14 protein-coding genes and 1 pseudogene are annotated in these 18044 nt (G+C 69.5%); 7 read left to right on the plus strand and 8 right to left on the minus strand.

The window, feature by feature from the left end; genetic code table 11:
* The first annotated feature begins 80 nt into the window (after positions 1–80).
* Together OHB56_RS31135 and OHB56_RS31140 are read left to right on the plus strand one after the other, a co-directional pair.
* Positions 81–479 carry an OB-fold nucleic acid binding domain-containing protein gene (locus tag OHB56_RS31135; protein WP_079047686.1) on the plus strand — a complete coding sequence of 133 codons (399 nt, stop codon included), beginning with the start codon at positions 81–83 and terminating at the stop codon, positions 477–479.
* A gap of 3 nt (positions 480–482) precedes the next feature.
* Positions 483–1262, plus strand: coding sequence for a DUF3159 domain-containing protein (locus tag OHB56_RS31140; RefSeq protein WP_326755176.1), 780 nt, complete (start codon positions 483–485; stop codon positions 1260–1262).
* Between the two features lie 82 nt (positions 1263–1344).
* Here OHB56_RS31140 and OHB56_RS31145 read toward each other — a convergent pair whose 3' ends face one another.
* Positions 1345–2022 carry a TrkA family potassium uptake protein gene (locus OHB56_RS31145; RefSeq protein WP_326755177.1) on the minus strand — a complete coding sequence of 226 codons (678 nt, stop codon included), beginning with the start codon at positions 2020–2022 and terminating at the stop codon, positions 1345–1347.
* On the minus strand, positions 2022–2693 hold the full coding sequence (locus OHB56_RS31150) for a TrkA family potassium uptake protein (RefSeq protein WP_364741369.1): 672 nt from the start codon (positions 2691–2693) through the stop codon (positions 2022–2024). The genes OHB56_RS31145 and OHB56_RS31150 overlap by 1 nt, the downstream gene beginning before the upstream one ends.
* A gap of 594 nt (positions 2694–3287) precedes the next feature.
* Between OHB56_RS31150 and OHB56_RS31155 the strand changes: the two genes are divergently transcribed.
* Together OHB56_RS31155 and OHB56_RS31160 are read left to right on the plus strand one after the other, a co-directional pair.
* The gene (locus tag OHB56_RS31155; RefSeq protein WP_406356847.1) at positions 3288–5333 is read left to right on the plus strand and encodes an APC family permease; all 2046 of its coding nucleotides are present in this window, start codon (positions 3288–3290) and stop codon (positions 5331–5333) included.
* Between the two features lie 67 nt (positions 5334–5400).
* Positions 5401–6729 (plus strand): class I SAM-dependent RNA methyltransferase, encoded by a 1329-nt coding sequence (locus OHB56_RS31160; RefSeq protein ID WP_406356849.1) that lies wholly within the window; start codon positions 5401–5403, stop codon positions 6727–6729.
* 302 nt (positions 6730–7031) lie between these two features.
* Here the strand turns inward: OHB56_RS31160 and OHB56_RS31165 are convergent.
* A pseudogene (locus OHB56_RS31165) lies at positions 7032–8216 on the minus strand (IS3 family transposase).
* A gap of 148 nt (positions 8217–8364) precedes the next feature.
* On the minus strand, positions 8365–9528 hold the full coding sequence (locus tag OHB56_RS31170) for an ISAs1 family transposase (protein WP_406356851.1): 1164 nt from the start codon (positions 9526–9528) through the stop codon (positions 8365–8367).
* 306 nt (positions 9529–9834) lie between these two features.
* Here OHB56_RS31170 and OHB56_RS31175 point away from each other — a divergent pair, with 306 nt between their 5' ends.
* Positions 9835–10272 carry a hypothetical protein gene (locus tag OHB56_RS31175; protein WP_406356853.1) on the plus strand — a complete coding sequence of 146 codons (438 nt, stop codon included), beginning with the start codon at positions 9835–9837 and terminating at the stop codon, positions 10270–10272.
* Positions 10273–10358: 86 nt separating this feature from the next.
* On the plus strand, positions 10359–12509 hold the full coding sequence (locus OHB56_RS31180) for an MMPL family transporter (RefSeq protein ID WP_380999376.1): 2151 nt from the start codon (positions 10359–10361) through the stop codon (positions 12507–12509).
* 203 nt (positions 12510–12712) lie between these two features.
* Here the strand turns inward: OHB56_RS31180 and OHB56_RS31185 are convergent, their stop codons facing one another.
* From OHB56_RS31185 to OHB56_RS31195, 3 genes are all read right to left on the minus strand, one after another.
* Positions 12713–14164 carry a HAMP domain-containing sensor histidine kinase gene (locus OHB56_RS31185; RefSeq protein WP_055592051.1) on the minus strand — a complete coding sequence of 484 codons (1452 nt, stop codon included), beginning with the start codon at positions 14162–14164 and terminating at the stop codon, positions 12713–12715.
* Complete coding sequence (locus tag OHB56_RS31190) at positions 14161–14853, minus strand: response regulator transcription factor (protein WP_055592052.1); 693 nt, start codon at positions 14851–14853, stop codon at positions 14161–14163. Before OHB56_RS31190 ends, OHB56_RS31185 begins: the two co-directional genes overlap by 4 nt.
* 145 nt (positions 14854–14998) lie before the next feature.
* The gene (locus OHB56_RS31195; protein ID WP_406359246.1) at positions 14999–16213 is read right to left on the minus strand and encodes an RNA-guided endonuclease InsQ/TnpB family protein; all 1215 of its coding nucleotides are present in this window, start codon (positions 16211–16213) and stop codon (positions 14999–15001) included.
* 50 nt (positions 16214–16263) lie between these two features.
* Here OHB56_RS31195 and tnpA point away from each other — a divergent pair, with 50 nt between their 5' ends.
* Positions 16264–16692 carry an IS200/IS605 family transposase gene (gene tnpA, locus OHB56_RS31200; protein WP_326750947.1) on the plus strand — a complete coding sequence of 143 codons (429 nt, stop codon included), beginning with the start codon at positions 16264–16266 and terminating at the stop codon, positions 16690–16692.
* Positions 16693–16827: 135 nt separating this feature from the next.
* On the opposite strand, the gene OHB56_RS31205 is transcribed toward tnpA, so the two are convergent.
* Positions 16828–17775 (minus strand): MBL fold metallo-hydrolase, encoded by a 948-nt coding sequence (locus tag OHB56_RS31205; protein WP_406356855.1) that lies wholly within the window; start codon positions 17773–17775, stop codon positions 16828–16830.
* Between the last annotated feature and the right edge of the window lie 269 nt (positions 17776–18044).

Raw genomic sequence — 18044 nt, forward strand, 5'->3', positions numbered from 1 at the left:
GCGGGTGGCCGGGAGCGGCCGGTTCGGGCCGGGCGGGCAGCGGGTACGTAACCGTCGGGGTACCCCGGTACGCTTCACGTATGGGTGATGTTCCTCGCTCGGAGAAACCGACGGGCCGGTTCCGGCGCATGCTCGACCGGCTCTCCTCGTCGCAGGAGGACCTGGAGTCCGAGGAGCTGCGTGAGGACGCCGACACCGCCGGCTGTACGCGGATAGGTGACTGCCAGGACCGACAGATAGTGACGGTTACTGGTACCTTGCGCACGGTCACGCTGCGGCCGCGCGCGGGAGTCCCGGCCCTGGAGGCCGAACTGTTCGACGGTTCCGCCGCGCTGGACGTGGTGTGGCTCGGCCGGCGCTCCATCGTCGGGATAGAACCGGGGCGCAAGCTGATCGCATCGGGCAGGATCTCCCTGAGCAGAGGCCGCCGGGTGCTGTTCAATCCGAAATACGAACTGAGACCCCTCGGACGGGAGTAGCCGGTGACGTCGCTCGACAAGCCGACAACCGAAGACACATCCGCGGACGACGCCAGGGCGGTGACCGAGGCCGCCCTGTTCGAGGCGTTCGGCGGGGTGCGGGGCATGGTCGAGACGGTGCTGCCCGGTCTCCTGTTCGTCAGCATCTACACGATCAACAAGAACCTGCACATGGCGGCGATCGCGGCACTCGCCGTGTCGCTGGCGATGGTCGTGGTCCGGCTGGCGAGGAAGGACACCGTCAAGCACGCCTTCAGCGGCGTCTTCGGCGTCGGCTTCGGCGTGGTCTTCGCGATGATGACCGGCAACGCCAAGGACTTCTACCTGCCGGGCATGCTCTACACCACGGGCCTGGCCCTGGCGTACATCATCACCGCGATGGCCGGTGTCCCGCTGATCGGCCTGATGCTGGGCCCGATCTTCAGGGAGAACCTCTCCTGGCGCACCCGCAACCCGGGCCGCAAAAAGGCCTACACCAAGGCCAGTTGGGCCTGGGGGCTGATCCTGCTCGGCAAGAGCGCGATCCTGTTCCCGCTGTACTGGTGGGCGGACACGGCGCAGCTGGGCTGGGTCCTGGTCGCGCTGAAGATCCCGCCGTTCCTGCTCGCGGTGTACCTGACGTGGGTGTTCCTGGCGAAGGCGCCGCCGCCGATCGACGTGTTCGCGGAGATGGAGGCGGAGGAGCGCGCCGAGGAGGAGCGCAAGGCCGCGCGCGCACAGGAGAAGGCGCAGCACGGGGAGGACGACGAGGCGACGACGACGGGCCGGCACCGCCGACCCTGAGCCACCTCGTTCTGCAGGTGAGCACGTGAGCGGGGCCCGGAGATCTCCGGGCCCCGCTCACGTGCCACCGCCACCGGCCGGGTCAGCGCCCGGTGCCGGTCCTGCGGACCGACAGGAGGTCCTCCAGCTCCTCCTCGCGGGCCTGGGCGGCCACGAAGAGCAGTTCGTCGCCCGCCTCCAGGGAGTCCTCCCGGGTCGGGGTGAGGACGCGCGTCCCCCGGATGATCGTGACCAGTGAGGTGTCCTGCGGCCACTGGACGTCGCCGACCTGGGTGCCGGCCAGCGCCGACTCCTCGGGCAGGGTCAGCTCGACCAGGTTGGCGTCCCCGTGGCTGAAGCGCAGCAGCCGGACCAGGTCGCCGACGCTGACCGCCTCCTCGACCAGGGCCGACATCAGGCGCGGGGTGGAGACGGCCACGTCCACGCCCCAGGACTCGTTGAACAGCCACTCGTTCTTGGGGTTGTTCACCCGGGACACCACGCGCGGAACGCCGTACTCCGTCTTGGCCAGCAGGGAGACGACCAGGTTGACCTTGTCGTCGCCGGTCGCGGCGATGACGACGTTGCAGCGCTGGAGCGCCGCCTCGTCCAGGGAGGTGATCTCGCACGCGTCGGCGAGCAGCCACTCGGCCTGCGGAACGCGCTCGACCGAGATGGCGGTCGGCGCCTTGTCGATGAGCAGGATCTCGTGCCCGTTCTCCAGCAGTTCGCCCGCGATCGAGCGACCCACCGCGCCGGCTCCGGCAATGGCGACCCTCATCACTGACCGCCCTCCTCTTCGGGGCCCTTGGCGAACGCCGCCTCGACCCGGTCGATCTCGTCCGTGCGCATCATCACGTGCACCAGGTCCCCCTCCTGCAGCACCGTCTGGGAGCTGGGCAGAAGCGCCTCGCCGAGCCGGGTGAGGAAGGCGACGCGGACGCCGGTCTGGTCCTGCAGTCTGCTGATCCGGTGCCCCACCCAGGCCTGCGAGGTGTGCACCTCGGCGAGCTGCACGCCGCCGGTCGGATCGCGCCACAGCGGCTCGGCGCCCGACGGGAGCAGCCTGCGCAGCATCTGGTCGGCCGTCCAGCGGACCGTCGCCACGGTGGGGATGCCCAGGCGCTGGTAGACCTCCGCGCGGCGGGGGTCGTAGATGCGGGCGGCGACGTTCTCGACGCCGAACATCTCACGGGCCACCCGCGCGGCGATGATGTTGGAGTTGTCCCCGCTGGAGACGGCGGCGAAGGCGCCCGCGTCCTCGATGCCCGCCTCGCGCAGGGTGTCCTGGTCGAAGCCGATCCCGGTGACCCGGCGGCCGCTGAACGAGGAGCCCAGCCGACGGAAGGAGGTCGGGTCCCGGTCGACGACGGCGACCGTGTGCCCCTGCCCCTCCAGGGTCTGGGCCAGGGCGGAACCCACCCGCCCGCACCCCATGATCACAATATGCATCGCGTCACACCGCGCTTCCTGCAGGCCCGTCGACCATCATGACCATCGTGCTCATGTCTCTCTTTCGGCTCGCCGGGCAACCCGTGGCGGCCCGAGTACGGGGCGCCGGGCAACATCATGCCGGGACGGCGAGACCCCGGTACCCTCCGGGGGCCGACCGCCGCGTCCGGACACCCGGGCCCCACGTACCCGCACCGGGAGACGGTCAGCGGCGGGTGATGCTGCGCACGCTCGCCAGGGTCAGGACCCCGAGGCCGAGCAGCGCGGCGAGGGCGCCGATCAGTTCTGCGGTCGCGTGCATGGGAACCTCCACGGGGCGGCTGGTCCGAACGGACGGGGCGCGGCCACCCGTCCGGACCAGCCGCCCCGGACGACGGACAGGGGCGGCCCGGCCGCGACGGACAGCGGCCCAGTCATATAGGCATGGAACTGGTGCGCAGCACAGAATCCGCAGCGCCACCACCCCGAGATTTCACCCGGAGAGCAGAGGGCGTACGCCCGCGCCACGGCGGTGACACGAGGGCCGTAGGGAAGCCGTATGGATCCGGGTGGCGGATGGGTCACCCCGTGTGGGAAGGCCTACGATCCACTGTTGTGTCCAAACTGACCGACGTGCCCAAACGTATTCTCATCGGGCGCGCGTTGCGCAGCGACCGGCTGGGCGAAACGCTTCTGCCCAAGCGCGTCGCACTCCCCGTCTTCGCATCCGACCCGCTGTCCTCCGTGGCGTACGCACCCGGTGAGATCCTGCTCGTCCTCTCCGTCGCGGGTCTGTCGGCCTACCACTTCAGCCCCTGGATCGCGGCCGCGGTCGTCATGCTGATGATCACCGTGGTCGCCTCCTACCGCCAGAACGTGTACGCCTACCCCAGCGGCGGCGGCGCCTACGAGGTGGCGACCACCAACCTCGGTCCCCGGGCGGGCCGGACGGTCGCCAGCGCCCTGCTCGTGGACTACGTCCTCACCGTGGCCGTGTCGATCTCCGCCGGCATCGAGAACCTGGGCTCGGCGATCCCGTTCGTCGTCGAGCACAAGGTGTCCTGCGCGATCGCCGTGATCGTGCTGCTGACGCTGATGAACCTGCGGGGCGTGCGGGAGTCGGGCACCCTCTTCGCGATCCCGACCTACGTGTTCGTCGCCGGTGTGTTCACCATGATCGCGTGGGGCACCTTCCGCTCGGTGGTGCTCGGCGACGAGATGCGGGCACCGACGGCGGACTACGAGATCAACCCCGAACACCCGGGCCTGGCGGGCTTCGCCCTGGTCTTCCTCCTGCTGCGCGCCTTCTCCTCCGGCTGCGCCGCGCTCACCGGCGTCGAGGCGATCTCCAACGGCGTACCGGCCTTCCGCAAGCCCAAGTCCAAGAACGCGGCGACCACGCTCGCGATGATGGGCCTGCTCGCCGTCACCATGTTCTGCGGCATCATCGCCCTGGCCGGCGCGACCGACGTGCGCATGGCCGAGAACCCGGCCAAGGACCTCTTCCACAACGGCGTCCCGCTCGGCCCGGACTATGTACAGCACCCGGTGATCTCGCAGGTCGCCGAGGCCGTGTTCGGCGAGGGCAGCCCGCTGTTCCTCCTCCTGGCCGCCGCCACGGCACTGGTGCTGTTCCTCGCCGCGAACACCGCCTACAACGGCTTTCCGCTGCTCGGGTCGATACTCGCCCAGGACCGCTATCTCCCGCGCCAGCTGCACACCCGCGGTGACCGGCTCGCCTTCTCCAACGGCATCGTGCTGCTCGCCGGCGCCGCCATTCTGCTGGTATGGGCGTACGACGCCAGCACCACGCGCCTGATCCAGCTCTACATCGTCGGCGTGTTCGTGTCCTTCACCCTCAGCCAGACCGGCATGGTCCGGCACTGGAATCGCCTGCTGGCCACCGAGAAGCAGCAGGCCGCACGCCGCCGCATGATCCGCTCCCGGGCCATCAACGCCTTCGGCGCCTTCTTCACCGGCCTGGTCCTGGTCGTCGTGCTCGTCTCCAAGTTCACCCACGGCGCCTGGGTCGCGCTGCTCGGCATGTGCGTCTTCTACCTGCTGATGACGCTGATCCGCAGGCACTACGACCGCGTCGCCGAGGAGGTCGCCGCCCCCGAGGGTCCCAGCGCCGACATGGTGCGCCCCTCCCGCGTCCACTCGATCGTCCTGGTCTCCAGGATCCACCGTCCCACGCTGCGTGCCCTCGCCTACGCCAAGCTGATGCGCTCGGACAGCCTCGAGGCGCTCAGCGTCAACGTCGACGCCGCGGAGACCCGGGCCCTGCACGCGGAATGGGAGCGGCGCGGCATCGAGGTGCCCCTGAAGGTGCTGGACTCCCCGTACCGCGAGGTCACCCGGCCGGTCATCGAGTACGTCAAGAACCTGCGCAAGGAGTCCCCGCGGGACGTGGTGTCCGTGTTCATCCCCGAGTACGTGGTCGGTCACTGGTACGAACAGCTGCTGCACAACCAGAGCGCGCTGCGGCTGAAGGCCCGACTGCTGTTCACGCCGGGCGTGATGGTGACCTCGGTGCCGTACCAGCTGCAGTCGTCCGAGGCGGCCAGGCGGCGCGCCCGCAAGCGGGCGAACTGGGCGGCGCCGGGCTCGGTGCGCCGCGGTCCGGCGGAGCGGTCGAAGGACTCCTCCCCGCACACGTAGACTGGACGGTTGTTGTCGCGGGCCGTCGCCCGCCCCTTCGCCCCCAGAGTTGTGGAGTCACCCCGCCATGCAGGCAGAACCGAGGAAATCGCTGGTGGGGGAGGAGTACGAGGTCGAGATCGGCCCCGTCGCCCACGGCGGCCACTGCATCGCCCGTACGTCCGAGGGCCAGGTGCTGTTCGTCCGGCACGCGCTGCCCGGCGAGCGAGTCGTCGCGCGGGTGACCGAGGGCGAGGAGGGCGCCCGCTTCCTGCGCGCGGACGCGGTGAAGGTGCTGGACGCCTCCAAGGACCGTATCGACGCCCCCTGCCCGTACGCCGGGCCCGGCCGCTGCGGCGGCTGCGACTGGCAGCACGCCAAGCCGGGAGCGCAGCGCCGGCTCAAGGGCGAGGTCGTCGCCGAGCAGCTCCAGCGGCTCGCCGGGCTCACGCCCGAGGAGGCCGGCTGGGACGGCACCGTCGTGCCCGCCGAGGGCGACAAGCTCCCCGCCGGCCAGGTCCCGCAGTGGCGCACGCGCGTGCAGTACGCGGTGACCGCCGACGGCCGTGCGGGCCTGCGCCGGCACCGCTCGCACGAGGTCGAGCCGATCGACCACTGCATGATCGCCGCGGAGGGCGTCAGCGAACTCGGCATCGAGAAGCGGGACTGGACGGGCATGGACTCCGTCGAGGCGATCGCCGCGACGGGCTCCCAGGACCGCCAGGTCGTCCTGACCCCGAAGCCGGGCGCACGCCTGCCGCTGGTCGAACTCGACCGCCCGGTGTCCGTGCTGCGCATCGACGAGCGCAACGGCCAGGTCCACCGCGTCCACGGCCGCCCCTTCGTCCGCGAACGGGCGGACGGCCGCACCCACCGGGTCGCCAACGGCGGCTTCTGGCAGGTCCACCCGCAGTCGGCGGACACCCTGGTCACCGCGGTTATGCAGGGCCTGCTGCCCCGCAAGGGCGACATGGCCCTCGACCTGTACTGCGGCGTCGGCCTGTTCGCGGGCGCCCTCGCCGACCGGGTCGGCGACGCGGGAGCGGTCCTCGGCATCGAGTCCGGCAAGCGCGCCGTCGAGGACGCCCGGCACAACCTCGCCGACTTCCCCCGCGTCCGCATCGAACAGGGCAAGGTCGACTCCGTCCTGCCCCGCTCCGGCATCACCGAGGTCGACCTGATCGTCCTCGACCCCCCGCGCGCGGGCGCCGGCCGGAAGACGGTCGAGCACCTGTCGTCGCTGGGTGCGCGGAAGATCGCGTACGTGGCGTGCGACCCGGCGGCGCTGGCCCGCGACCTGGCGTACTTCCGGGACGGGGGGTACCGGGTGCGGACGCTGCGGGCGTTCGACCTGTTCCCGATGACGCACCATGTGGAGTGCGTTGCCATCCTTGAACCGGCCGCGAAGGGCGCCTGACCTGCGGATTCGTGCGTGCGCATTATGTGCGGTGTGGGCGTTACGGGCGATATCTTGACGCTGAAATGGCGCTCGTGACGCTCATTTGACGCTCGTTCTGATGGGGTGTCAGGCAACTTGTCGGGCAGGTCAGAACCTCGCCAAGGTGGCGAGCATCGATGGGCAGGCGACGTAGAGCGCGGGCCTACTGAGTCCTGCTGGTCAGATGTTCCGGAAGAGGCCAGGCGGTCCCGTGACCTGTCGCGATGGGTACCTGGGCCTTGGAGTTACCCCGGTCTGACAGACACCGATGGGCTTGTGATCTATGCGGCTGCGTAGAGCGCTCTATGTGGTGTCTTCGCGGCGTGACGACGTTCGTACTCGGCTGGGCTGAGCTGGCCGTTCGCCGAATGGCGGCGCCGGGGGTTATAGAAGCCTTCGATGTAGGCGAAGAGGGCCTGCTCGGCGTGGTGCCGGGTGGGGAAGGCGGTCCGGTCGATGAGTTCGGTCTCCAAGGAGGCGAAGAAGCTCTCGGTGACGGCATTGTCGTAACACGAGCCGGTGCGGCCGGTAGAAGGCCGGATCCCCGCCTCATCGCATCGCTGACCGAACGTCAGGCTGGTGTACTGGGAGCCCTTGTCGCTGTGATGCACGAGACCGGGGCAGGGTCTGCGGGCCGTGACCGCCATGGCGAGGGCGTCGGTGACCAGCTCGGTTCTCATGTGGTCGGCCATCGCCCAGCCGACGATACGGCGGGAGAACAGGTCTAGGACGACGGCGAGGTAGAGCCAGCCTTGATCGGTGGGGACGTAGGTGATGTCCGCACTCCAGCGCAGGTTCGGCGCTCGCGGTGAAGTCGCGGCCGATCAGGTCGGGGGCGGCCGTGGCCTGCCGGTCCTGGCGGGTGAGCGAGGCCCGGCCGGTGCGGCGGTGCACGCCGGTCAGCCCGGCCTTGCGCATCAGGCGGGCGACGCGCTTGCGCCCGACGGACAGGCCGTCGATCTCGCGCAGGTCCGCATGGATGCGCGGGGCTCCGTAGGTTCCGTGGGACCGCTCGTGGTGCCCGCGGATCTTCTCCGTGAGCTCGGCGTCCTCCCGCCGGCGGCGGGAGGGGACGCGGTCCCTCCAGGCGTAGTAGCCCTGCCGTGACACACCCAGCAGCCGGGCCATCAGGGAGACGTCGTGGTGTGCCGTGTTCTCGTCAATCAGCCGGTAGCAGATCACCGGCTGGTCTCCCGGACGAAGAAAACCGTGGCCTTGCGGAGGATCTCCTTCTCCTCGCGCAACTGCTTCACCTCGCGGCGCAGCTGGGCGAGTTCCTTCTTCTCGTCGCTGGTCAAGCCGGGGCGTTCCCCGGTGTCCATCCGGTCCTGGTTGGCCCAGGTCCGGATGGTCTGGGCGGACGGCTCGAACTCCTTCGCCAGCTCCTCCGGCGACCGGCCGGCCCGGACCAGCTCGACTATCTGGCGACGGAACTCCGGCGGGTAAGCCGGACGCGTCCTTGGCACGATGAACTCCTCCTTGCGGGACCCAGTGTCCCAAAGCAAAAGGTTGTCCATCAAACCGGGGCAACTTCAACGCCCGCTCAGCGCGCGATGCCGACGGACTGGGCCTGCCGGGTACAGGGTCCCTTGCATGATCGAGATCTGTCCGGATTCATCCGGTGAGGCCGAGGGCGGTCAGGGATCTGCGGCAGTCGCGGGCGGTGTGGCGGAGGGCGGCGGCGATGTTGGTGCGACCGTCCTGACGGTGGACGCCGATGGCAAGGTTGCGCAGGGCGGCCATGATGCGTGGGAGGCGACCGACGCGGATCTTGGAGTCGTCCTCGCGGAATGTGCGGTCGCGGATGTGGTGCAGGAGATTTTCAATCTTCCAGTGGCCTCTGATCCAGTCCGCGAGCTGAGGGCCGGTCGCTGTGCCGGGCGGCAGACTGGTGATCAGGTAGACGCGTTCGATGGTGAGCCTGCCGCTGGTGAAGTCTTTTCTCCAGCGCACGACTTGTAGGGCCTGGCGTGCGTCGGGGTAGTCGAGGTGGGCGAAGGCGACGGTCTTCAGCCGCCGGATCTCCAGGCGTTGGTGAGCTCGGGTGCGGTCGTGGTGGTCGAGCGTGATCTCGCGCCAGGGCAGGCGGCGGACGCGGTCGAAAAGGCCGGGATGGTTGGCCTTGACCTGGGCGATGTAGTGGGCGCCACGGGTGCGGAAGTAGGTGCCGTGGGCGTGCTGGGTGTGCAGCGCATCGGCGGTGATGACCGTGCCGGTCAGGTCGATGGTGTCCAGCAGGGGCTGGAAGGCGGGGATCTCGTTGCTCTTGTCGGCGACCTGGCGCTGGGCCAGGACGTGACCGGCGTGGTCCATCGCGGCGAGCAGGGTCACGTACGGGGTGGTGGCGGCGCGTGAGCCGCGCAGAGCCTTGCCATCGACGGCGATTGCTCGCAGTCCGGGGCCGGTTGGGGTGGCGCGGGCGGCGAGGAAGGCTCCGATTGCCTGGTCGAGGGCGTCACCGTCCAGCCGGACGAGGAGACGGCGCAGGGTGTGGGGATGCGGGACAGACACCGCGCCGGTCAGCGGGTCCAGGGGGAAGCCGAGGGCCCGACAGGCCCAGGCAGGGGCATCGGTGATCCACTCGGTGATCGCGGTGAGTGACCGGGCGCCGGCCAGCACACTTGCCGCGGCCGCGGTGACCAGGGCGGACAGCTGGTAGCGGCGCCCGCGAACACCTCTCGGATCGGGCACCAGGCCCAAGAAGCCGGACAGGGCAACCGCGTCCGTCAGCGGGGCCGGCACGGAAGCCTGGGCCAGCTGGTCCAGCGCGGTGGGCATAGGGGAAGAGCAGGAGCAGGCACGGACTCACCAAGTGTTCACGGGACTTCGACACTCGCATGATCACCGGGACCGTGCCTGTACTGCGTCCCCCTGGCCGAACCGGGACGTCCGACGCGACTCCGAACCAGCCCGGCGATCCGGACGAACCCCGATCACGCAACGCCCCCTGACTGCTGGGCTACCACCAAATCGGCGACGACTACCTGGCCGACCCGCCACGGCAGACCCACCGTCAAGATTATTTGAACTGCTAACCGCTGTACCGATCTCAACCCCGGGCTCGGGGTGAGTCGACTGTCCACAGTGGACTCGACGGTGTTCTCCGACCTGATGGACCTCGACGACGCCCACCAGTACGTCGCCGACATGCTCGCCGGCATGGACGTCCGGTACGACCTGGGCGACGACCACCGGCTCGTCGGCACCCTGTGCCCGGACATGAAGTTGACGCTGGAGCGGCCCGACCCGGACGTCGTCACCGCGGTGACCCGGTCGGCGGACCTGCTGCGTGAGGGTCGTGGGCTCCTGCTCGACCTCGTCGACCGCGCGGAGGCCCGCGACGCCGCGGCCGCGTGGACCGGACGGGTCAACACCGTCACCGCCCGCACGGACCGGGTGGACGTCGACGCGTTGCTCATCCGGCCCGACGGCTGTGTCGCCTGGGCCTTGCCTACCGGGCAGGACCTCGACGCCACCACGCTGGTGCGTGCGCTGGGCACATGGTTCGGCCAACCGGCCTGAGCACCGTATTAACAGTCGTCTCAGGTTCGCTCCGTATGAAGTAGGCATCCAGATAAGCGATGCAACCCGTATGTAGGAGGCTAGTGATGGCAGTCAACGCAGCGCCGTCCGGGCAAGCGCCGGCCGGTCGGTTGGCAGGCCGGTGGGTGCCATGGTTGGTGATTGGCTTGTGGCTGGTGCTGGCGGCGGGCATGGTGCCGCTGAGCGGAAAGTTGAGCTCGGTCACCACCGACAGCGCCGTAGACACCCTGCCGGCCAGTGCCGAGTCCACCAAGGTGGCGGCGCTGGACGACAGTCTCCCCGGCGGTGACAACAACACGTTCGTCTTCGTGTACCACCGCGCCGGCGGCATGACCGACGCCGACCGCGCGACGGTCGAGCGCCACTACGACACCCTTGCCAAGCGGTACCCGCCGAAGGCGACGGCGGCGGCCGGCGAGGACGACGAGGGCTCACCGGCGAGCCTCTCCACCGACCGCAAGGCGATGATGTTCACCCTCGAGGTGAGCACGGCCTACGGCGCACCGGAGGAGATCGTCGGCCCGTTGCGTGACGCCGCGAAGGACCGCCCCTCCGGCCTGGAACTCGACGTGACCGGCCCGGGCGCGATCGACGGCGACATGGATGCCGTCTTCGACGGCATCGACGTGCAGGTCCTCCTCACCACCATCGTCGTCGTCACGCTCCTGCTCATCCTCACCTACCGCAGCCCGGTGTTGTGGATCATCCCGCTGGTGGCCGTTGGCGCGGCCGCACTGACCTCGATGGGGACCGTCTACCTGCTCGTCAAGGGCTTCGGCATCGTGGTCAACGACCAGAACTCGGCGCTGCTGACGATCCTGGTGTTCGGCGTCGGCACTGACTACGCGCTGTTGCTCATCGCTCGATATCGGGAGGCACTGCACCACCATGAGAACGTTCGGGTCGCGATGGTCCACGCGCTACGCGGCGCGGCGCCGGCCATCGTCGCGTCCGCGGCCACCGTGGTCGCCGGCCTGCTCTGCCTGCTCGTCGCGGACCTGAACAGCACCAGCGGGTTGGGCCCGATCGGTGCGGCCGGCATCTTGTGCGCGCTGGTGGCCATGCTGACGCTGTTCCCGGCGGTGCTCGTGGTGCTCGGCAGGCGGATCTTCTGGCCGGCCATCCCGCGGTTCAGCACGGCCGTGGAGGAGAAGCCGGGGCTGTGGGGACGGCTCGGCACCGCTATCAGCCGCCGCAGGTGGGTGGCGACGCTCGGCTCGCTCGGAGTCCTCGGCGTGCTCGCCCTCGGGCTGGCGGGCAACACCGGCGCCCTGCGGGAGCAGGACCAGTTCCTGTCCGCGCCGGAGTCGGTCACCGGCTTCACCGTTCTCCGCCAGCACTTCCCGGAGCTCGGCGGCCAGCCGATGACGATCTTCACGCGGCCGGCGCACCAGGAGCGGGTGCTCGACATCGTCAAGGACACTCGCGGTGTGGCCCTGGCCATCCCGGAGCAGACCAGCGGTGGCTGGGCCAACATCTCCGTGTTCCCGAAGGACGCGCCGGACACCGTCGCAGAGTACGACACGATCAAGCGGGTGCGCACCGCCGTGCACGCGGTGAGCGGGGCGGAGGCGATCGTCGGCGGGCCGAGTGCGGAGAACCTCGACACCGAGGTGACCACCAAGCGCGACGAGAAGCTGGTGATCCCGCTGGTGCTCGTCGTCGTCCTGATCGTCCTCGGGCTGCTGCTGCGCGCGGTCCTGGCCCCGCTGGTCCTGATGTCCACCGTGATCGTCTCATTCGCCGCAGCCTTCGGCGGCAGCGTGTTCGTCTTCGACACGATCCTCGGGTTCAAGGGTATCGACTCTTCGGTGCCGCTGCTGGCATTCCTGTTCCTGGTGGCGCTCGGCATCGACTACAACATCTTCCTGGCCAGCCGGGCCCGGGAGGAGACCGTGCGTCTCGGCACCAGAGAGGGCATGCTCAGAGCCCTCTCGGCCACCGGTGGCGTCATCACCTCGGCAGGCCTGGTCCTGGCGGCCACGTTCGCGGTCCTCGTCACACTTCCGCTGGTGATGCTGATCGAGGTCGGGTTCCTGGTGGCCTTCGGCGTGCTGCTCGACGCCCTGCTGGTGCGGTCGGTCCTGGTGCCCGCCCTCACCTTGCTGATCGGCCGGCGGATGTGGTGGCCGAGCCGGCTGTCCCGTCCAGCGGCGGAGCTGCCGGGCGGTCAACAGCCGCTCGCCGACGACGAGGAGCCCGCGCTGCAACGGTGAGCGCGGCGGCACGGACGAGTTCCGGGACGGGCCCCAGGCCCGTCCCGGATTTTCATGGGCCCGACGGTCGCCGGCCTTTGGTCCTGCGCCGCGCCGCCGGGGCTGGGGTCGGCGCATCGCGGTGTCCTGCCCCGGCGGTGAGCCGCGCGGGGCCATGCCCGAGGGCCGCCGTCCCTTGTCCTGCACCGCGCCGCCGGGGCGGGTCAGCGCACCTCGGTGTCCTTCCCGGCGGTGAGCCGCGCGATCGGGGCGGGCGGGGCCGCGGCCGGAAGGTCGACCCGAAGCAGCGCGCCACCGCGTGCGGAGCGGGCGACGGTGGCCCGGCCGCCGTGGGCGTCGACGACCCGCTGCACGATCGACAGCCCCAGACCGGATCCCGGCAACGCCCGGGCGCTGTCGGCACGGTAGAACCGGTCGAACACCCGCGGTACGTCGGCGGCGTCGATGCCCGGCCCGGCGTCGTCGACCTCGAGCACCGCCGACGCGCCCTCGGCACGGAGCCGGACCTGGACCGGCTGGTTCGCGGGGGACCACTTGCCGGCGTTGTCGATGAGGTTGAGCACCGCCCGCTCGAGCGCAGCGGGACGCCCGCTCACCCACACAGAGGTCACGTCGAGCGCGACCTCGATGTCGGGCACGCGGGAACGCGCCCGGGTCGCGGCGGCCACCACCACGTCGGCGAGGTCGAGCACCTCGGTGCTCTCGTCGCTGACGGCACCGCGCGCCAGGTCGGTCAGCTCGGCGGCAAGGGTGCTCAACTCGGCCACCTGGGCGCCGAGATCGTTGAGCAGCCGGGTCCGGCTCTCCGTCGGCAGTGCGCTGTCCAGGGTGCCGCGCCGATCGAGCCGGATCAGCAGCTCGACGTTGAGGCGCAGGCTGGTGAGGGGGGTCTTGAGCTCGTGGGCGGCGTCCTCGGCGAGCAGCCGCTGGGCCCGCCGGGAGTTCCGGAGCGCGGCGAGCATGTCGTTGATCGACTGGATCAGCCGCCGGATCTCCCCACCGCCCTCATCCGGGATGTCGGCGTCGAGATCCTGGGTGTGCGCGACACGTACCGCGGCGGCGGTCAGCCGGTCGATCGGTGTCAGCCCGGTCCGCGCCACGGTCCGCCCGACAAGGGCGCCGCCGACCACGCAGAGCAGCCCGATCAGCAGCATGCCAAACCCGAACCGGTTGATCGGGCTGTCGTCGACGACGCGGGCCACCTGGACCGCGCCGTCGCCCGCCCGCAGCGTGTAGATGAGGTAGCCGTCGTCGTCGCTGTCGTTCGACTCCATCAGGTCGGCCGACGCGCCCTGCGCCACGCGCCCGGCGTGCTCGCTGACCGGGGGCAGCGCGGGTTGGCCGGCCGGCGTCCGGATCGAGCCGTCGGGCAGGATGACCCGCACCAGCCGACCGGATCCGGGATACGGCGGTAGCTGGACCTGTGCCAGACCGGCGCGCTCCGCGTTCGTCGCCAGGACGCGGGAGTCGGCGCGTAGCTGATTCTCGGCGGTGTCCTGCAGCTCCCAGTCCAGTAGCTCGCTGGCCACCTGGAAGGCCGCGAACACGCTGACCGCGATGGCCGTCGCCGCGATCACCGTCAGCCTGGTCCGCAGGGACCGCCGGCGCCACCATCGGGTCAGCCGGCGCGGTTCCCGGCCGGCGGGCCTGCTCACGGAGGAGTCTCCCGCAATGTGTATCCCAGGCCGCGCAGCGTGTAGATCAATCGCGGCTCACCCTCGGCCTCCATCTTGCGGCGCAGGTAGCTCACGTATACCTGGAGGTTGTTGGCAGTGGAGCTCATGCCGAAGCCCCAGATCGCCTCGAACAGCACGTCGCGGGTCAAGACCCGGGTCGCGTTCCTCACGAGGACCTGCAGGAGGGAGAACTCGGTCCGGGTCAGGTGCAGCGGCCGCCCGCCCCGCCACGCCTCGAACCTGTCGGGATCGAGCCGGACGTCGGCGAACGACAGGATCTGCGACTCCTCGTCGGTCGGCGTGCGCCGGCGCAGCAGGGCCCGCACCCGGGCCAGCAACTCCTCGGTGGCGAACGGCTTGGGCAGGTAGTCGTCGGCGCCCGCGTCCAGCCCCGCGACCCGGTCGGAGACCTGGTCACGGGCGGTCAGCATCAGCACCGGCAGATCCCGACCCGCGGCCCGCAACCGCCGGCAGGTCTCCAACCCGCCGAGGTGGGGCATCATCACGTCGAGGAGCAGCAGATCCAGCGTGTCACCGCTGGCCCCACCGACCCCGTCGAGCACGGCGAGACCGTTGGCGACGGTGCTCGTGTCGTAACCCTCGACCTGGAGCACCCGCTCCAGCGACTCACGGATGGCCACGTCATCATCCGCGATCATGATCCGCACGCCGGCCCGCCCCCTTCCAGTCGATGTTTTTGCCGCTCATTTTCCCCGATCAACCTGAGGCCAGGATTAGAGCGTCGCTGGGGACCGCGCTCTTACGGATACCTAAGAAGTGACTCCTCCCCCTCGTAAACGAGGGAGCTTCTCGCTATGCCGGTGCGGCTTCGCGACGGACCAGCCCGGCCCGTAGGACGTTCAGGGCTCCCACCGTGTCCGCGTGCGCTGAGTGGCCGCACGAGACGCAGTGGAACTTCTCCTGTGTGGGCCGGTTCTCCTTGGCGGTGTGCCCGCATTCGGGACACCGCCGCGAGGTGCTGCGGGGGTCCACGGCAATCACTTCCCGTCCGGCGCTTTCAGCCTTGGCGTTCAGGATCGCGAGGAACACCCCCCATCCGGCATCGTTGATCGAACGGTTGAGTCCGGTCTTCGCGCTCGCCCCGTTGGGTAGAAAGCTGCCTGGAGTGTTGGGGTCGGGCTTTGGCTCGGGGGCCTTGCTCATGTTGCGGATCTTGAGGTCTTCGTGCGCGATCAGGTCGTGTTCACGGACCAGGCCGAGGGCGGTCTTGTGCGCGTGGTCGAGTCGCTGGCGGCGGACCTTGCCGTGCAGTTCGGCGACCTTGTCCACGGCCCGCTGGTGGTTCTTGGTGCGCTTGTCGCGGCAAACTCGCGGGAACCGGGCGAGAGCCCGCTGCGCGGCCACCAGCTTCGCGGCTGCGCGGCGTCCGTGGCGGGGGTTCTCCACGAATCCACCGTTGGAGTCGGCGAGGAAGTTGGCTATGCCCAGGTCGATGCCGACCACGGCCCCGGTCGCCGGAAGCAGTTCGGCCTGCTCCTGCTCGGCGGTGAGTACGACGAACCACTTGCGTCCCTCGCGCCTGACCGACACGGTCTTGACCTTGCCGACCACGGCGCGGTGCTGGTTGACCTTGACGTGCCCGACACCTTGGAAGCGGACGCGGGTGACGGGGTCGTGCGGGGTGGAGTCCCAGCGGCAGCCGTCGCCGTCCCTGGGGAAGTCCACGGTGTCGAACCAGTTCACACCCCTAAACCGGGGATAGCCGGGCTTCTCTCCGGCCTTGATGCGGCGGAAGAACGCGGCGAATGCCTTGTCGAGGCGACGCAAGGTCGCCTGCTGCGAAGAGAACGACCAACGCCCCTGACGCTCCGGATCGAAGGCCCGGATTTCCTTGAGCTGAGCGGACTGCTGACCGTACTTGATCGATGTTTTAGAGGTGTGCCGGTAGGCATCGCGGCGTTCTTGCAACGCTCCGTTGTAGAGCGAGCAGTGATCCCGAAGCATCTCGGTCAGCGCGATCGCCTGGCCCATGGTGGGCCGCATAAGGAACTTGTACGCACGGATCATCCGGCCCACCCCCTTCCTGGTCGACTCGAAGAGCATACTACCGTTGGTGTATGTCACCACGCTGGGAACCAAATCCCGATATCCGTACCGGCCGCCACGTCACCTACAACCTCCATGCTCACTTGGTGTTCGTCACGAAGTACCGGCGTGGCGTGTTCGATGACGCCATGCTCAAAAGGTGCGAAGAGATCATGCGGGAGGTGTGCGGCAAGTTCGAAGCCGATCTGCGGGAGTTCAACGGCGAGGCTGATCACGTGCATCTACTGGTGCACTACCCGCCGAAAATCGCCCTGTCGAAGCTGATCAACTCACTCAAGGGCGTCAGCTCCCGCTACCTGCGGGCGGAGTACACCGGCCGGATCAACCGCCTCGGCATGGGATCCGTTTTCTGGTCCCGCTCCTACTTCGCCGGTTCCTGCGGTGGCGCACCGTTGACCGTGGTCCGCCAGTACATCGAGGGCCAGAAGCGGCCCGCCTGACCGTCACCCCACAGACGCAGCGAACTCCGGCGCTTCGCGCCTGCGGGGCAAGGATGCGTTTCCCTCCCCGGCTGAAGCCGGGGATACCCACGCAAGGTCAACGGATGGAGGTTCCTCCTTGGACGGGCGGTCGGATCAGGTGCGGGAGAACGGCGCCCAGTTGGTCAGCTCGAAGCCCGAACCCCGGCGGCGCATTTCGAAGGCACCGTGTCCGGGCAGGTGCGCCGGGAGCACGAGGGCGTTGTTGTCCGCGGCGTGCGCGAACATGCGTGCACGGCTGGCGCGAGCACCGTCCTCGTCCTCTTCGAAGCAGCTGTTGATGTGCGGCTCGTGCACCTGGATCGCGCCGTGCAGGAGGTCGCCGGCGAAGATCGCGCGGTCGCCCCCGGACTCCAGGTGGATGATCGAGGCGCCGGGGGTGTGGCCGGGTGCCGGTTCGAGGCGGAGGTGGGAGTCGATGGTGTACGACTCGTCCCAGGTCTCCACCAGACCGGCCTCGACGACCGGGTCGATGCTGTCCTCGTAGACGTTCTGGTTGCCCCGCCCGAATACCGTGTTGTGGAGGTTCTCGGGCCTCCAGTACTCGAAGTCACGCTGCGGCATGAGGTAGGTCGCGTTGGGGAAGGTGGGGACCCAGTCGCGGCCTTCGAGCCGGGTGTTCCAGCCGACGTGGTCGTCGTGCAGGTGGGTGTTGACGACGATGTCGACGTCTTCGGGCCGCAGGCCGACAGCGGCGAGATTCGCCAGGTAGTCGGTGTTCAGATAGGACCAGATCGGTTGCAGCGGGCGGTACTTGCCGTTACCCGCGCCGGTGTCGATCAGGATGATCCTGCCCTCGCTGCGCAGCACCCAGGACTGGGTGGCGACGCGGGTGAGATCGGTGTCCGGCTCCCAGTGGTGGGGCGCCAGCATCTCGGTGTGCCGCTGCCACTCCTCGGGCTTGCTGCCGGGGAAGAAGACATCCGTCGTCATCGGAGTGGTGTCGGAGTACTCCATGACGCGGTGGATCCGCACATCACCGAGTTCGATGGTGCTCACCGTCGGCGTCCCGGTCTCGGAGGACGGGGAGGTAAGAGGGGACATTGTTCTCCTTCGAGGGTTCGGACGTCTTCCAGCCTGCGAGCATGCGGTGCCTCGGGGGTATCGGACACGTGACTGCACTTCTCCGGGGGCGGGCCCGGGGCCGTCCGCGGTGCGGACGGGCAGGCGCGTGGTGAGCGAGGCGGTGGGGAGCAGTAGGCCGGCCGCATGGGGTTTCACGTCCACGGCGGGCCGCAGGGCCCGGGGCGCCGACCGCAGGCGCCGTCCGTCATGTGACTGCACCCGGGGTACACCGAGAACGCCCTGGCAGC

The sequence above is a fragment of the Streptomyces sp. NBC_01635 genome (genome assembly GCF_045209715.1).
Classification (GTDB): Bacteria; Actinomycetota; Actinomycetes; order Streptomycetales; family Streptomycetaceae; genus Streptomyces; species Streptomyces hirsutus.

Excerpts from the sequence above, each read along its gene's own strand:
- OHB56_RS31135 (WP_079047686.1), top strand. The coding sequence starts at position 81 with ATGGGTGATGTTCCTCGCTCGGAGAAACCGACGGGCCGGTTCCGGCGC.
- OHB56_RS31145 (WP_326755177.1), bottom strand. The coding sequence starts at position 2,022 with ATGAGGGTCGCCATTGCCGGAGCCGGCGCGGTGGGTCGCTCGATCGCG.
- OHB56_RS31150 (WP_364741369.1), bottom strand. The coding sequence starts at position 2,693 with ATGCATATTGTGATCATGGGGTGCGGGCGGGTGGGTTCCGCCCTGGCC.
- OHB56_RS31160 (WP_406356849.1), top strand. The coding sequence starts at position 5,401 with ATGCAGGCAGAACCGAGGAAATCGCTGGTGGGGGAGGAGTACGAGGTC.
- OHB56_RS31170 (WP_406356851.1), bottom strand. The coding sequence starts at position 9,528 with ATGCCCACCGCGCTGGACCAGCTGGCCCAGGCTTCCGTGCCGGCCCCG.
- OHB56_RS31180 (WP_380999376.1), top strand. The coding sequence starts at position 10,359 with ATGGCAGTCAACGCAGCGCCGTCCGGGCAAGCGCCGGCCGGTCGGTTG.
- OHB56_RS31195 (WP_406359246.1), bottom strand. The coding sequence starts at position 16,213 with ATGATCCGTGCGTACAAGTTCCTTATGCGGCCCACCATGGGCCAGGCG.
- tnpA (WP_326750947.1), top strand. The coding sequence starts at position 16,264 with ATGTCACCACGCTGGGAACCAAATCCCGATATCCGTACCGGCCGCCAC.
- OHB56_RS31205 (WP_406356855.1), bottom strand. The coding sequence starts at position 17,775 with ATGTCCCCTCTTACCTCCCCGTCCTCCGAGACCGGGACGCCGACGGTG.